The sequence below is a fragment of the Shimazuella alba genome (assembly GCF_009831235.1).
Lineage (GTDB): Bacteria > Bacillota > Bacilli > Thermoactinomycetales > Thermoactinomycetaceae > Shimazuella > Shimazuella alba.
Map to the genome: position 1 here is coordinate 12879 of NZ_WUUL01000022.1, position 15083 is coordinate 27961.

Here is a 15083-nt window from a genome sequence, read left to right on the forward strand (position 1 = left end):
ATGAACAACATCTCATGTTCTACAAGCTTGCGTCATATTCAAATTATTAATATAAAGGAGACATTTTCATAATGAATTGGAAAACCATCACAAAAGCTGGATTGGCAGTCACACTTAGTACAACTTTACTATTAGGTTGTAGTAGTTCCAAAGACAGACTGATCATGGTCACATCCGCTGACTATAAACCATACGAATTTCATGATACTTCTAGCGGAGAAGACAAGATTGTCGGTTTTGATATTGAATTAGCACAATTGATAGCAAAAGAACTAAATATAAAAATTGAAGTAAAAGATATGGATTTTAACGGACTTATACCTGCTCTTCAGTCCAAGCGTGCAGACCTTATTATGTCTGGTATGACCCCAACACCTGAAAGACAAAAGAGTGTGGACTTCTCTGATATCTACTACGAATCTAAGAACACAATCATCTTCAAAAAAAATAACAGCCTTACTACATCTGACTCCCTTGCAGGAAAAAAAGTGGGTGTACAACTTGGATCCATTCAAGAAAAAGAAGCAAAAAAAATGAAGGGTGTACAAGTAGTTTCTATCAATAAGGTTCCAGAAATCATTCAAGAATTAAAAGCCGGTCGAATTGATGCTGCAATTATTGAAAATACCATTTCGGAAGGGTACACAACTAATAATCCTGAATTAGCATTTACAGAATTAAAAAATAGCGAACCGACGGGGTCTGCTATTGCATTTCCAAAAGGATCACCGTATGTGAAAGATTTCAACCGTGTCATAAAAAAATTGAAGGATAGTGGAAAAATGGACGAGCTTGTGAAAAAGTGGTTCCAAAATTCTTAAAGGTGGTGCTATACTTTGAATCTACATTTTGAACTCATCTTAGAAATAATCCCATATATCCTTCAAGGTCTTTTCATTACACTAGAGTTCACTTTATTATCCGCAATCCTCGGCTTTGTCTGGGGTGTTGTACTGGCCTTATTCAAAATATCTCATAATAAAATCTTAAATGGATTCGCCGTTTTTTACACTTCTATCTTTCGTGGATTGCCTTTAATTTTGTCGTTAACACTTGTGTATTTTGCTACTCCTCAGCTCTTCCATTACGATATTACCGCTCTGGAAGCTGGAGTAATCACTTTTACATTGAATTCAGCAGCATATATTTCAGAAACAATTCGTGCAGGAATAGCTGCTGTTGATCGTGGACAACGAGAAGCTGCAATAGCTTTAGGGATTCCTTATCGGAAAATGATGTGGGATATTATCTTGCCACAGGCATTTAAGAATATATTACCTGCACTTGTCAATGAGAGTATTGCGCTCTTAAAAGACTCCGCACTGGTTTCTACTATTGGAGCAACTGACTTACTTCGTCGGGCAAATATTGTGGCAGCTGAAAAATACTTATATTTTGAACCACTTCTATTAGTGGGATTCATCTATTACATTTTGATCATTTCGCTAACTTGGGTTGCTCGTATACTAGAAAGGAGGATGCGTCGCAGTGATTGAAGTCCACAATTTATGGAAATCTTTCAGTCATTTGCATGTATTGAAAGATGTCTCTCTATCCATTGCTCAAGGGGAAGTTTGTGCGATTATTGGGCCTTCTGGATCTGGAAAATCAACTTTGCTCCGATGTTTAAATTTATTGGAACAACCTGATCAAGGAAAAATACTGATTCGCAATCAAGAAATCACATCCCCAAAGATGGATATCCAAAAAATACGACAAAACATCGGTATGGTATTTCAACACTTTCACTTGTTTCCACATATGACAGTGCTAGAAAACATGATATATGCTCCTATTCATGTGAAAAATATTCCCAAAAAACAAGCTATCTTAAAGGCTAAAGAACTTTTGGAACGAGTAAATTTGACCAACAAAGCTGATTCTTATCCTGCTCGTCTTTCTGGCGGGCAGCGTCAACGTGTTGCGATCGCAAGATCATTAGCAATGGAACCGGAAATTATGCTGTTTGACGAACCCACATCTGCCCTTGACCCTGAGATGGTAAAAGAAGTTCTAGAAGTTATTCGAAACTTAGCTCATACAGGTATCACCATGGTTATTGTGACTCATGAGATGGCATTTGCTAAAGAAGTAGCAGATCGAATCTGTTTTCTAGACGAAGGACAATTAACAGAAAATCTCTCTCCAGATGAGTTTTTCTCCAAACCGCGTACAAAGCGAGCGCGCCAATTTTTAGAAAAGATGCTGTAAAAAAGGGGTAGTAACAGGTTCTTACCATAAACCGCATAATAACGGGATTTTTACCCATCTCCTAAAAAAATGCAATAATAATGATGATAGAAATGCGAAATATACTTGGAACCAGAATAGCAACCATGAACCCATGAGATTTTCTCTATACTGCCTAGCTTTACTGGAGTAAGTGTGAATAAAGCGGAGTCTCCCCTCCATCAAAAGAAGTTGGCTGAACAACTGCATGATGCTGAAAAGGCTTAGGAGTTCAAATGTTATGAATAATAAATATACGTTTTAAATTTCGAGATTATTTAAATGCATTAGGCGGAATAAGTATAATCTCGAAGTTAACTAAATTCACATTTTTTGATAAAATGGAAGGGAAGAGTCTCCCAACAAGGATGAGATTCTCCGAGAGAAAGAAGGAAGAATGGATATTCAGCGTTCCGCCGAACTTGACAGGATCGTTCAATCCCTTGATATGAACGGTCTTGCCAATTTCATCATCAAAACGGACAAAAAAACGTTGAAGCAGCTCTCTAAGAGCAAGCACTACCCCGAGTGGGTCAAGAAGGCTCTGCGACAGGCTGCCAAGTTATCTTTCACTTTCAAACTGGATGATTTGCGAGCAGTGTATATCCTGCAAGCAAGTGGAGCTCTAATACACTTACAACTATTAGTGTTATCTATCTCCAATCCAGCGCCCCTCATTCTATGGAGTGAGGGGCGACTAATTTTTCCATTTTATTTTTCACAACAAAAAGGGGTTCAGAAACATAACATGAAGTTAAAAATACTATTCTTTCTTTAGTTAAGAAAGAGAAGGATGACGTTCTATGAAGAGAAACACCAAAGGTTTTCACTCTAGCATCCAGTGATCGAGGAGCAATGAACCATATAATGATATTCATTTAAAGGACTAGAGTAGAAGCTCTGTCACTTCGAACCCCTCATGAATTTGATTTATATTGGCGGCTCTTTTCATGAATACAAAAAACCGTTAGTTGTCTTATACAATGAAATCTCCTTTGTTTAGAATTTGCAGTGTGATTTACCCTTCTTTCCATATGTAAAAACCGACTCCCCTTTTTCTGGAGTCGGAAATAAACAAAATTAATCGTTATTGTTACGACGACGGCGACAACGCACCGTAATTCTTGTTCCTCTGCGTAAAAAAATTATTCTGGAGAAACGAGGACGACCACATACAAAAATAAATCGACGACGGGATGAACGACAAATTGCGATTAGTACTTCCCCTCGACGAAGCCTACGAGTGATCGTTCTACCTGAAAACGAACCGCACGTACGGGTTGCTGATTGCCCGCGACGTAAAAAAATAACTTCCGTTCTAAAACGGCGACGGTTTCTGTTTGAAACTTCCAATTTTCTTACCCCCTTTCCATAGATTGATATATTCTATGAAGAACGGACAAGAATTGAATAATTAAAACAACCATTTTCAATAGATATAATCACCTGTTTTTAATCAAATAAGCGAATCCCCTCGCCTCAGCAAGGGGATTCGCTTATTGTTCATTCTTTTTTTGCATAGAACGTAGCGCATTTCGGTAATCAGAATCTGAAATTTGCTTTTTCTCTTTGACTAGCTCAGGCTTCTTTGCTTGAAACTTCTTCAATGCCTCACGGTAACTGCTATCTTCGATTCTAAAAGGCTTTGTTTCTTGGTCTAATTCTCCGCTTTTGACTGGCTCTACAACTGGCTTTTGCGATTGATTATCTTCATCCTCTATTCTCTCTTTTTCGAGTGCACCTTCTTCTGCAGTTACTTCTTCTGCTATTTTTTGAATAACAGTTTCAGATGCTGGGTCTTCTTGACCTAAATCTAGTTGCTCTTGCTTTACTTGTGATTCTACAACATCCATTTCTTGTTTTTGCCTACTTGCTCGAACATTGATAACAACAAGCAGTATCAATAAAATCGCGGCAATCGCAAAACAAATTATAGGTATAACCATTGGGTTGACTCTCCCTTACCTAGGCTCGATTTTCAACGAATTGTTTTGTTACTTCTGCAACTCTTTTTCCTAATGCTCGGCCTAGAGCAGTATCATTTGCAGTGAGTGTGGTGGCAACACCTGGAGTATCTTCTACTGGACAGGTGATTCCTACCCCATAATATGATCCATATAATGCATTCTCTGGTACATCAGCTGGAAGCCCGACTACAACCATCCCTTGATGTAACATAGGAGTAATCAAGTTAAGTAGGGTAGCTTCTAATCCCCCATGCTGTGTTGCAGTTGTACAAAACACTCCACCAATTTTATCGATCAGTTTGCCCTCTGCCCATAAATAACCTAGTTTATCAATCCATGTTTTTAGTCCTGCACTGATGGTTCCAAAATGACCAGGACACCCCCAAATGATCGCATCCATATCTACCATTTGATAAACATCAGCATCATTCACATGCTGAATATATACTTCTGCACCTTCTACACCGCTTGCCCCTTGTGCTACAGCTTTTGCTAAAGATTCTGTATGTCCACCTTCACTATCATAAACAACATATACTTTCATTGTATTTCCTCCTGAGACCATCTTTCATTAGGCATTCATGTTATAGAGTGTCAAACCTAACACTTTTCCATTCAAACACTCCCAAATCGCCTTTTTAAGGATAGATTACCTGTCTGATTATACCAAAAGATTTAATAGATCGCCGAAAGGAATTTGAACAACATTAAAATTTAAGCACATGAACTAATGAACTCTCCTGATAGGAGAGTTTTCAGACGAACAAAAATTTTCCCTTCCCCTAAGTACTTTCTTAGAGGAAGGGTCGAAGAATTTTGCGTTATGCACCAAGTACAATCATTACACAAACAAGAGTGCGTCTGCTACTTCTCCACCTGCACATACACAGAGAAGGAGACACTTACCTACCGATGGAACCAGCCACATCCCCTAACATAGTGGTCGGAACACTTTTTACATTTTGTACAGCCGGCAGGCTCCTTACAACCCCATTTGGTACATTTCTGAGTTGACCCCAACTGACCGCTGGTTACCTTCGTACCTAACTGTGGGCCTCTCTTACTTTTTTCCTTACGGCATTTTTGGTTTGGTTTGTGACGTGTATCGCAGTTCAAACAGAGGAGTTTGTCAGGACATTCGCCCTTGTGAGCCTGATGACACTTATCGCACTTAGGATTTTTCGGGCACTTTGCATTGGACATGTGCATCCAGTTGCACTTTGTACACTGAATATTCCTCGGTTTTGGGCACTTCCTCTCTCTTGGGTCGTGTTCCAGATTACACTTTGTGCAGTGTTGTTTAGCCAAGATCCCTCCTAATGACTGATTGTAGCTGTCTACTTTATTTTAGCAAACTTCATTTCTAGTTTAAATCAGAATATTATATCTATTATATAAACCTACTCGGAGATAGACAGGTATATTAATAGGTAACCAGTGACAAAATTCATACCACAAGCGCAAAATTAGTTTCTAACCCTGAAAAAAGATTTGCATACACCCTTTTTAATATCAGACACAAAGAAACCTACTAACAGTAGGTTTCTTTGTGTCTGATATTTCAGTTCAATAATAATTTTCAATCTATTATAATCGGTAAAGTGCCATTTCTCTAGAAAAGAAATACCAATCATAAAAGATACCTTGCTGACAGCTATACAGCACTTGAGTTTTCACGATCATAAATAAAACACTTTATACTTTTGCTAATTTTATAGAGCCTATCCATCCAGATTCGTAGTTTTCCACGATGAACAATGGATTCGTTTCTTTATCAGTAGTCGTAAATTCAACTGATAATTTTCGATAACCTTTTTCTATTTTTTCACCATGATCTAGTGTAGTACTCAGAAGGGTACGGCTATCTGAACCAGAGTGATTTTCCTTTAGAGATAGTTTTACATAATGGCTAGATATTGTGGTTTCATCTCCTGGTTTAATACAAATGACCGCCTTATATTTATGCCCCTTTTCTAAACTGATTGTTTTGTAGATTGCTACGTGTTTATCAGCGTAAAACACCCATTCTCCGACCAATGCATTTTGTTTATCTTTTAAAAGATTCAGCTTTTCACCTGAGAAAAACTTCCATCCTTTTGCATCTCCATCTTCCCAGAAATCGTCAATAACTGGTACCTTAATTTTGATTCCTTTCTGATCTTTTTCATCATAACTATTAGTGACCTCATAGACCACTTCATACACACCTGCTTTAGAGGTATCAACTGTATTTTTAATTACTTTAATTTTGTTTGTAATATCTCCATCAACATCATCTGTTGCTTTAAGTTCTATCAAAGGATAGTGGAGAGGGTCAAAAGTGGTTCCTTGTTTCACTTCTGCATCTTTCGCGTTGATTCGCGGTTTTGAGAAATAAGCTTCAAATTTAACAACGCCAATTTGATGTTGATTTTTAGCTGCTCCAGTTGCAGCACCAATAACAAAGGTGTACTTTTTATTCAAATCGAATCCAGGATTGTCCAATGTCCAGCTTTGTGTTTGATCACCTTTTTGAAGCGATGCAGTTAGTTTTTTGTTACGAGCATCCCATTTGATCGTTAAAGTCTTCCAACTCCCATCTGGTGCATCTATTTTTTGTATATTCGCTAATGCTGTTAAGATCCCTTTACTATTGTCTGTACTTACAAAACCAGCGTGATGGGATTTTACTGCTCCATGTCCAAAAGAGTCCCCTGATTCATCGGCTGGAGCACTCCAATATGTGTCCATCTCAAATCCGATTCCTGATGGAGCTCCTAATATACCTAATCCTCCACCCATTTCCCCAACAAAACCTATCTTACCTTGATGAAACGCAATTCCAATCCCATCTGCTCCTCTACTATTACTACCCAGATTGACATCAGCTACAAAGGTAAAATCATGCTGAAGTTTGATAGCAGAAGTTCCAGCGATAGAACCACTTTTACTGTTTTCATTTGGTGTTAAAGTCGTAATTCTGGTGGATTCATTATACATAGCAGATGGATTAATAGAAAACAAATTACGGATATCCATGTACTCTTTATCAGACATATAATCCCTCCAAAAATAGTAAATACTTACATATTTAGTATACTAAAAGAGCATACAAATTTCAAATTATTATATAAATTGGAATAAATGTAATCGAATTCTATTAGAATAGTTTTCTACCATCTTTCAAAAGCGAGAGAAGTATTAACCTTACAAATGGGTAATGGAAAAATGTTTCTTACTTCATACTTTCAAACAATGAAAATCTGATTCAAACCCCACTAGATGCAAGAATGTTTAGCTGCAGCACGTATATTTTAACGGAGCGAATATCCAAACCATTACATGAACATGATGACCAAATTGTCCAACGAGTTAGTAAAAGTATCTATAATAAAAGCATCCACTTGATTCTTTGTTTAGTTGGATAGATATAGAAAAGAAAGGATTTTGCATAATGTCAATGGCGAGATTTAAACTGAATGATGCATTGGAAATTCTTTCAAAAACTCCAAAGGTACTGCGCATGTTGTTAGGAGGTTTGCCTGATGAGTGGATTCACGCTAACGAAGGTGAGAATACGTGGTCACCGTATGAGGTCTTGGGACATTTGATTCATGGAGAAAAAACAGACTGGTTGATTCGAGTACAGACCATTATTGATCATGGAGATTCCAAAACCTTTGAAGCCTTTGATCGCAAAGCACATCTTCAGAATAAGAAGGAAAAATCTCTTCCCATGCTCCTTGATGAATTTGCCGCTATCCGCTCCAAAAACGTACAACAGCTCCAAACGTTAATAATTGAAAACGAAGATTTGAATCGCATAGGAAAGCACCCTGACTTTGGGATTGTTACCATGAGAGAACTACTTTCCACTTGGACTGTTCATGACTTCAATCATATCGCTCAGATCGTCCGAGTGATGGGAAAGTACTATGCAGATGAAGTAGGTCCTTGGAAAGCATACCTTGGTATTCTACAACCAAAATAAATATTCTCTACAACGGGAATATGATACCTGTTGCTCTAAACATTCGTTTTAGGACTAAAATAAAAACCTTATAATCATTAAGTAGATTTTCTACAGATATACTGAAAAACCTATCTTTCGATGGATAGGTTTTTCAAAATCCTGTCCACTTTTTAACTGAAAACAAAATAGAGTAGCATACATTCAATTACGCGAAGCTATTCATTTTTTAACTTCTAAATGCTATCATCTTTTTCACAAACAAGGGCTCTTCAAGCAATGGTCTACCAATCGCAATGATATCAGCTAGCTGATCAGCCAAAATAGCATTCGCCAAATCTGGCGTATATATTTTCCCTACAGCGATAATTGGCAACTTCACATATTGTTTGATGACAGCCGCATAAGGTACTTGGTATCCTTCATGTGTGGTCAGTGGAGTTGTTGGCAGCAGCCCTCCCGAGGATACGTGAACAGCATCCAAGGATGATTCCAGATATGTCATTGCATTTCCAATATCAGCTGGTGTTAGCCCTTCTGGATCAAATTCAGATGCCGAGACTCGAATAATCACAGGATAGTCTTTTCCCACTTCCAAACGGATCGCATCTAATACTTCACGAACCAACCGCACTCTATTTTCTATCGATCCTCCATACTTATCTGTACGTCGATTGGATAGAGGAGAAAGAAATTCATGGAGTAAAAAACCGTGAGCAGCATGAAGCTCTATGCCATCGAATCCAGCTTGTAAACTCCTTCTAGATGCCAAGCGGAAATCTTCAATGACTTGTGTGATATCTTCATCTGTCATCTCATTGGGTTCACCATAATGCTCATCATAAGCTATACAGCTGGGTCCAATGAGTCGATCTGTCACTTCCGGCCAAGATTTTCTTCCCCCATGGGATAACTGAACAAAAATTTTTGTTTCCTTTGCATGAACAGCATCGACGATTTGCTTTAATGGTTCAATGTGTTCATCCCGAAAGATGCCAATATCATCTGGAAATAACCTACCGTCAGGGGAAACAGCAGTCGATTCGATGATCATCATGGAGATACCTTCGGCACGATCAGCATAATGTTTGATATGATAGTCATTGGCAAATGATTCGATTGTTCCTTTATTGGTTTGCATCGGAGCCATAATCACCCGATTTTTTAGCTCTAGCTTACCGATTTTCACTGGACTTGTGATAGTTTTTATCATATGGTTAACCTCCTCTTGTCTGTTGAATTAAGCTTACAATAAAGGAAGTTGCTCTTACATAGGAAACCAAAAGCATTTCATTTGCTTTACTTTTGATTTATAAGTGTTTATCCTGTCTCCCTTAACATCTGAAAGCAGCATAGAAAGGTTGTTCAAAAAATGGATGCGATTGATGCAAAAATCGTAGAACTTTTGCAGAAAAATGCCCGAATTACGGTCTCTCAAATCGGAAGGTTGATCAATATGACTCAGCCGGCAGTAGGCGAGCGAATTCGAAAGTTAGAAGAAAAAGGAGTCATCCAAGGTTACAAAGTGATCCTTGATCCCGAAAAACTAGGAAAACATGTAACAGCTTATATATTGATCCAAGCGGGGAATTGTGGAAAACTGATTGAGTTTTGTAATCAATCTCCCGAAGTAGTAGAAGCACATCAATTAAGTGGGCAGTTTAACTTTATGATAAAAGTGATGACCCGTTCCATGCGTACATTAGAAGAATTTATCCTTACTTGCAGTCAATATGGGCACACCACAACAATGACAGTTCTCTCTACTCCAATCGAGTCTAAATTGATGTCTTTTGATTATGATTCATGACCAGACCTTAGAGCTGGTCTCTTTTTTATTTAAAAAAACAATCCCTTTTGATACAATATTTCTATAATCTAAAATTTTTATAAAAAGGATGTGGGCAATGCAACTTATCGATTGTTTACAGCAGTTATATAATGAGTTGCAAGATGTTACCATTCAGTACGAACCAAATAAAATTCCTTTTACTGATCATGAAGTCTTTATTGGAAATGAACTATTTTCTTATTATCAAAACAAACTTGTCCATCATTATCAAAATGATGGTTTTGAATCTACTACTGAAATGTTATATCACTTAGAAGAATTACATCTCCTCCACAATAAGCCCTTTCAAGAATACTCCTTTTATTTTGAAGATTTATCATTAGATGCATGTTTGACATTTATTATGTTTTATTGCCGGCATCATGGCGTAGACCGAAAAAATTTCCCTTTTGAATGGATTGACTATACCATTCGCTGGGAGTTAGATGATGTTAAAACAACAGGAAAACCTTTTGAATCATGGGGATGTTTGCACAGTGCATTAGCACATTCTTTTTTTCTTATCGAAGAGCAGATAGATGCCAATGGTAAAATGTTTACCATTATCGATGAATCTCGTGTTACAGAAGGACTTCGAGCTTGTATCTATTTGGCTATTTCTCTTATGATGGATCAAGTTCTACCTTATGAAGTCCCGCATTCTGATCATATTGAAGAATATAACCGAGCCCTCCTCTACCTAAAAAGAGAGTACCAAAAATATGAATTGAGCATGAAACAAGCAACCATAACCCAATTGGAGCTACCAATTAAAAATTCCAATAAAACCATGCTAGTAGATGCATTTATCACTACCGAAAATACGTATATTGGTTTACTTAAATCCTTTCTTATCCATGATAAAGATCGTACTTGGCTCGAATCTGGATTTCAATTTTTTGCGATTTGCCGTCCAGAATTGAGTGGAACAGGAAGAGATATCGTTATCCAAGTAGAATCTCAGTTAAATCTTCATTTAAAAGATTTATGGCGAAAATTAGAAGAACTAGAAAACAAACGATGGGGAGAAAATCGACCTGCTGATTGTTTGTGGCACGATCAAAATGGTAACTATCAAACCATAACTGCTCCAAAATGCAAACAGCATGAAAAAGAACACTCCAAAGTACAATGGTCTGATGTAATCAATGTTATCTGGGAATTATATAATCCAGCTAAATCTATTACAGTAAATCCCTTTTTAGCAGATGGGACAATCGGAGATTCCTGTAAAATATATGAATGCAAACCCGTTTGGAAAAACGAGAAATTTTTAACAGCAGCAAAATGGAATTCTCTTGGACAACAACAAGTGCTGGTTACTTCACCGACCTTACAACGATACCTAGCGATTTGCGCCTCACGGATATCTGGGGATTTAGCACCACCGATCTACCCCTTGCCTCCAGAGAGTTCGTTTGATTTTCTCGAAACTCCATTTGGATATGCAGTTATACATGAGAATGGCGTTTTTTTGCTAGATGATTGGAATACAGAGCCATTAAACCTTACACAGTATCAACAAGAAGTGGAAAATGTGGTTGAACAAGTTACCCTATTCCAAGAAATTCACAAAGATTGCATCCAAATGATGTCAAAAGTACTGAAATGGTTAGCCAGTAAGCAAACCTTGTCCAATCAAAAACTGATTGAAATTAACCACTGGATTAGCCAAAATAAAACGAAAATTCGATACACGATATTGACTACTATGTTTTCATCTACTGACTATCATCTACAACTTTTTCGTAAAACGATTGAAAAGCGTTGGACGCTTCAATCGCAATTGCAGGAACTGTATGAGTCCATTTCAGAACTAGAACAAATCATTGAAAACCATACCACTTTAAAGACAAATCGATTGGTAGTACTGATCACTATCTTTGGATTTCCAGCTGTTTTGTTTAGTGGTTTACTAGAACTCATCTTTGAAAATGTCGCCAGTTATAAATGGTTAGGAATTCATTGGACAGGACTGTTATTGTTTGTTACTCTTTCCTTACTTGGTATAAGCGGATTGATATCTTACTTGAAGTATAGCCCTTCGCTGATGATTAAGAAAAACAACCGCGATTCCAGAGGATAGGACAGCCAGTTATAAGATCTGAAGTAAACTTGTTTTCCCTCTACAAATCGATCAACAAGGAACATGAATTACTAAACACCATGAGAGGAAGATCGGCATGTCGAAAAAAACAGGCTTTATTTATGATGAAAGTTACTTCTGGCATGATACAGGAAACGGCGCGTTGTTTATGCGAGCTGGAGGATGGATTGAATCAGATATTCACTCTGAAAATCCAGCAACAAAACGCAGAGTTAAAAATTTACTGGATAGAACCGGTTTTATTCATGAACTAGAGTCAATCGCACCAAGAAGTGCTACCGAAGAAGAAATCGCCTACTACCATACTCCAGAATATATGGAAAAAGTGAAGACACTCAGCGCTGGGACGGGTGGTGACGCAGGAGAAGCTGCTATTGTCGGAAATGGCTCTTATGAAATTGCGCTGCTTTCTACTGGTGGAGCATTGACTGGTGTAGATAAGGTAATGAATGGGCAAGTGAAGAATGCTTATGTGCTAACACGTCCCCCTGGTCATCACGCAGAAAAAACGTTTGGGATGGGCTTTTGTCTATTTAATAATGTTGTCATAGCTGCTAATTATGCGAGAAAAAAATATGGATTGAAAAAAATACTGATCATCGATTGGGATGTACACCATGGAAATGGTACGGAAAGTGCATTTCTGCAAGATCCTGATGTCCTCTTTGTTTCCTTGCATCAAGAATTTTCCTTTCCTCCTAATCGAGGGATGGCAGAAGTAATAGGAGAAGGCGAAGGGCAAGGTTACAATATAAACATCCCACTACCTGCTGGAACTGGTAATGCTGGATATTTACACGCATTAGATGAGATTGTTCTTCCAGCTGCGGAGCAATTTCAGCCTGACCTTGTTCTTGTGTCTGCTGGTCAAGATCCTAGTGTTTTTGATCCTCTTGCCCAAATGATGGTGACAGCTGAAGGATTCCGTCAAATTGCAACAAAAGTAAAACAAATAGCAGATAAACATTGTTCTGGAAAAATGGTTTTGTGTCACGAAGGCGGATATAGTTCTGCTTATGTTCCTTTTTGTACTCTTCGTGTTATCGAAGCAATCAGTGGACTTCAAAGCAAAGTGTTAGAAGATCCATTCCAGCTGGGCATCGAATCTCTGCCTACAAATATTTTACTAGATCATCAAAAAGCTGTAGTCACACAAGTAAAGCAATTTCACCGTGATTTCTGGTACTTCGCTTAGTATTGGGAGCCTTGTTATAGGCTCTCTTTTTTTATAAAAAAATCCACCTAAACAGGTGAATTTACGAAATCATACTGATGAAATACTCTTCGCAACTTGTTTCAGCAGCTCCCGAAAAACATAGTCAAAATCATCTGACGTATTTTTATGGCTTTGCGTTCCGGTTTGGCACCTTTTTCAAAAAATCCTGTTGGTACTTCTAAAGACTGTGGCATGAAATAAGGTTACATTAAGCCAGTTTTTCGCATAAAAAAACATATACTCGCTCTCCATATAAAGAATAGAAGGCTTGTTTGTATTTATCCTGTTCATCAATCCTAGGAATTGCTTGATGGATCATTCTACGATTTGGTTGCTAATTTCCACCTGCCAGTCTTCGGTTATCTTATTGATATATTCAGTCACTCCTTTCATGATGATTCCTCCATATTCGTAGATTTGATTTATAGCATACTTATGCTTTTTGGTAATTTAGATGTACGGCTCCAGTAGAGAAAGTAGTGGAGTCAACTAGTTTTACTTTTTTTGTGGCTTAAGAATGCCAGGGTGAACAAACAAGTTTAGCTTATCGATCAAGCCAAGTTCCAATAGTGATTTTTCTAGAGATGCACCACCTGATACATAGATATCCTTACCCGATTGCTGTTTAGTTGGGGATTTTAAAGCTGCGAGTGCCCACATTTTGCTACAGGTTCCGCTTGGGTGAAAACTTAAAATATAAGCTCGCGAGGTGCATCAAAACACGCTCCATCCTTTTTTCTTGCTCACACACATCAGTATTTATGGCAACATTGCTACTCACCAATTGAATTCTCCAAAATCAGAAAATGCAATTCTACCAATTAGTGTTGATTTGCTTTATGATCCGAATATACCTATAGGGAATATTCATATTAAGATACATTCTAACTTTGCTGCATCTAAATTTTTCTTGAATCTAGGAAATCATCGTCAAACACAGCCATTATTAATCGCGATTATAAATGGCAAATAACATCATTTATTCATTGAAATATTTAATGATAAAAACGAGAAAATATTTTCAATAAGTTATTGCAAAGACACGCGAGAAGGTTATATAATCTTCTCGTCTAAAAGAATGATTCCTTGCGTAAACAAGAGGTTTCCGATATTTATTGCACTCATACCTCCTTATATAAGCGGATATCCTCTCTCAAGGATCTAGACAGCATTTTATAAGAAAAGAAGGGCTGACTTATGTTAACCACTTTGCTGCTTATTGTTGTATTGCAACTCGTTTATGTATCTATGCTAACGGTACGTACCATCTTAACCATCAAAGGCTACCAATTTATGGCCTCCTTGCTAAGTGCTATTGATGTGTTGGTATATGTGATTGGGTTTAAAATTGTGTTGGATAATTTGGATCAGCCTATTAATCTAGTTGTTTATTGCGTAAGTTATGGAGTTGGATTGTTTTTAGGTATGAAATTAGAAGAAAAGCTTGCACTTGGTTATCTGAATATCTCTGTTATCACGAAAAAAGAAAATATTCAACTTGTACAACAACTACGAGAAGCTGGTTATGGGGTTACAGCGTGGTTTGGAGAAGGGATGGAAGGAGAAAGATTGGTTCTTTCTATCACAGCACATCGCAAACAGCAAAATAGATTATCGAAGCAGATCTCCGAACTCGATCCAAATGCATTTATGGTAGCTTATGAACCTAAACATTTTCAGGGTGGGTTCTCCTTTCAACCATTCCGTAGAGCTTCTAGTCTGATTACCTTGCCAAAAAAGAAAAAAGCTTATCAAATTTAAAACTCCTCTATTGTGAGGAGTTT

Annotated in this window: 15 protein-coding genes; 9 read left to right on the forward strand and 6 right to left on the reverse strand. The window is 37.6% G+C overall.

All coding sequences use genetic code 11. From position 1 onward, the window contains the following. The first annotated feature begins 71 nt into the window (after window positions 1-71). The 4 genes from GSM42_RS19700 (at window position 72) to GSM42_RS19715 (ending at window position 3007) form a co-directional block, all read left to right on the forward strand. Window positions 72-821: a transporter substrate-binding domain-containing protein gene (locus GSM42_RS19700; protein ID WP_160803271.1), complete on the forward strand. Its 750-nt coding sequence runs from the start codon at window positions 72-74 to the stop codon at window positions 819-821. 15 nt (window positions 822-836) lie between these two features. Beyond that, window positions 837-1496 (forward strand): amino acid ABC transporter permease, encoded by a 660-nt coding sequence (locus GSM42_RS19705; RefSeq protein WP_160803272.1) that lies wholly within the window; start codon window positions 837-839, stop codon window positions 1494-1496. Then, window positions 1489-2211: an ATP-binding cassette domain-containing protein gene (locus tag GSM42_RS19710; RefSeq protein ID WP_160803274.1), complete on the forward strand. Its 723-nt coding sequence runs from the start codon at window positions 1489-1491 to the stop codon at window positions 2209-2211. The genes GSM42_RS19705 and GSM42_RS19710 overlap by 8 nt, the downstream gene beginning before the upstream one ends. 415 nt (window positions 2212-2626) lie before the next feature. Further along, a complete protein-coding gene (locus GSM42_RS19715; RefSeq protein ID WP_160803276.1) occupies window positions 2627-3007 on the forward strand; it encodes a hypothetical protein in 381 nt (126 codons plus the stop codon). A gap of 302 nt (window positions 3008-3309) precedes the next feature. Here GSM42_RS19715 and GSM42_RS19720 read toward each other — a convergent pair whose 3' ends face one another. From GSM42_RS19720 to GSM42_RS19735, 4 genes are all read right to left on the reverse strand, one after another. Further along, window positions 3310-3582, reverse strand: coding sequence for a hypothetical protein (locus tag GSM42_RS19720; protein WP_160803277.1), 273 nt, complete (start codon window positions 3580-3582; stop codon window positions 3310-3312). Between the two features lie 143 nt (window positions 3583-3725). Further along, window positions 3726-4175 (reverse strand): hypothetical protein, encoded by a 450-nt coding sequence (locus tag GSM42_RS19725; RefSeq protein ID WP_160803278.1) that lies wholly within the window; start codon window positions 4173-4175, stop codon window positions 3726-3728. A 19-nt stretch (window positions 4176-4194) separates the two neighbouring features. Further along, on the reverse strand, window positions 4195-4740 hold the full coding sequence (locus GSM42_RS19730; protein WP_160803280.1) for an NAD(P)H-dependent oxidoreductase: 546 nt from the start codon (window positions 4738-4740) through the stop codon (window positions 4195-4197). 1151 nt (window positions 4741-5891) lie between these two features. Next, window positions 5892-7232 (reverse strand): lectin-like domain-containing protein, encoded by a 1341-nt coding sequence (locus GSM42_RS19735; RefSeq protein WP_160803282.1) that lies wholly within the window; start codon window positions 7230-7232, stop codon window positions 5892-5894. A gap of 397 nt (window positions 7233-7629) precedes the next feature. Here GSM42_RS19735 and GSM42_RS19740 point away from each other — a divergent pair, with 397 nt between their 5' ends. Further along, window positions 7630-8166, forward strand: coding sequence for a DinB family protein (locus tag GSM42_RS19740; RefSeq protein WP_237446720.1), 537 nt, complete (start codon window positions 7630-7632; stop codon window positions 8164-8166). A 208-nt stretch (window positions 8167-8374) separates the two neighbouring features. Here the strand turns inward: GSM42_RS19740 and GSM42_RS19745 are convergent, their stop codons facing one another. Beyond that, on the reverse strand, window positions 8375-9358 hold the full coding sequence (locus tag GSM42_RS19745; RefSeq protein WP_160803283.1) for an oxidoreductase: 984 nt from the start codon (window positions 9356-9358) through the stop codon (window positions 8375-8377). A gap of 159 nt (window positions 9359-9517) precedes the next feature. Between GSM42_RS19745 and GSM42_RS19750 the strand changes: the two genes are divergently transcribed. The 3 genes from GSM42_RS19750 (at window position 9518) to GSM42_RS19760 (ending at window position 13278) form a co-directional block, all read left to right on the forward strand. Further along, on the forward strand, window positions 9518-9955 hold the full coding sequence (locus GSM42_RS19750) for an Lrp/AsnC family transcriptional regulator (RefSeq protein ID WP_160803285.1): 438 nt from the start codon (window positions 9518-9520) through the stop codon (window positions 9953-9955). Between the two features lie 97 nt (window positions 9956-10052). After that, window positions 10053-12062, forward strand: a complete 2010-nt coding sequence (locus tag GSM42_RS19755; RefSeq protein WP_160803286.1) for a hypothetical protein — start codon at window positions 10053-10055, stop codon at window positions 12060-12062. A gap of 97 nt (window positions 12063-12159) precedes the next feature. Next, window positions 12160-13278 carry a class II histone deacetylase gene (locus GSM42_RS19760; protein WP_160803287.1) on the forward strand — a complete coding sequence of 373 codons (1119 nt, stop codon included), beginning with the start codon at window positions 12160-12162 and terminating at the stop codon, window positions 13276-13278. A gap of 516 nt (window positions 13279-13794) precedes the next feature. Here GSM42_RS19760 and GSM42_RS21505 read toward each other — a convergent pair. After that, entirely contained in the window at window positions 13795-13959 is a 165-nt protein-coding gene (locus tag GSM42_RS21505) for a dihydrofolate reductase family protein (RefSeq protein WP_160803288.1), read from the reverse strand. 537 nt (window positions 13960-14496) lie between these two features. Here GSM42_RS21505 and GSM42_RS19770 point away from each other — a divergent pair. After that, window positions 14497-15060: a DUF2179 domain-containing protein gene (locus tag GSM42_RS19770; protein WP_160803289.1), complete on the forward strand. Its 564-nt coding sequence runs from the start codon at window positions 14497-14499 to the stop codon at window positions 15058-15060. Window positions 15061-15083: the final 23 nt, after the last annotated feature.

Excerpts from the sequence above, each read along its gene's own strand:
- GSM42_RS19715 (WP_160803276.1), top strand. The coding sequence starts at position 2,627 with ATGGATATTCAGCGTTCCGCCGAACTTGACAGGATCGTTCAATCCCTT.
- GSM42_RS19735 (WP_160803282.1), bottom strand. The coding sequence starts at position 7,232 with ATGTCTGATAAAGAGTACATGGATATCCGTAATTTGTTTTCTATTAAT.
- GSM42_RS19740 (WP_237446720.1), top strand. The coding sequence starts at position 7,630 with ATGTCAATGGCGAGATTTAAACTGAATGATGCATTGGAAATTCTTTCA.
- GSM42_RS19770 (WP_160803289.1), top strand. The coding sequence starts at position 14,497 with ATGTTAACCACTTTGCTGCTTATTGTTGTATTGCAACTCGTTTATGTA.
- GSM42_RS19730 (WP_160803280.1), bottom strand. The coding sequence starts at position 4,740 with ATGAAAGTATATGTTGTTTATGATAGTGAAGGTGGACATACAGAATCT.
- GSM42_RS19700 (WP_160803271.1), top strand. The coding sequence starts at position 72 with ATGAATTGGAAAACCATCACAAAAGCTGGATTGGCAGTCACACTTAGT.
- GSM42_RS19755 (WP_160803286.1), top strand. The coding sequence starts at position 10,053 with ATGCAACTTATCGATTGTTTACAGCAGTTATATAATGAGTTGCAAGAT.
- GSM42_RS19745 (WP_160803283.1), bottom strand. The coding sequence starts at position 9,358 with ATGATAAAAACTATCACAAGTCCAGTGAAAATCGGTAAGCTAGAGCTA.
- GSM42_RS21505 (WP_160803288.1), bottom strand. The coding sequence starts at position 13,959 with ATGTGGGCACTCGCAGCTTTAAAATCCCCAACTAAACAGCAATCGGGT.
- GSM42_RS19750 (WP_160803285.1), top strand. The coding sequence starts at position 9,518 with ATGGATGCGATTGATGCAAAAATCGTAGAACTTTTGCAGAAAAATGCC.
- GSM42_RS19760 (WP_160803287.1), top strand. The coding sequence starts at position 12,160 with ATGTCGAAAAAAACAGGCTTTATTTATGATGAAAGTTACTTCTGGCAT.
- GSM42_RS19725 (WP_160803278.1), bottom strand. The coding sequence starts at position 4,175 with ATGGTTATACCTATAATTTGTTTTGCGATTGCCGCGATTTTATTGATA.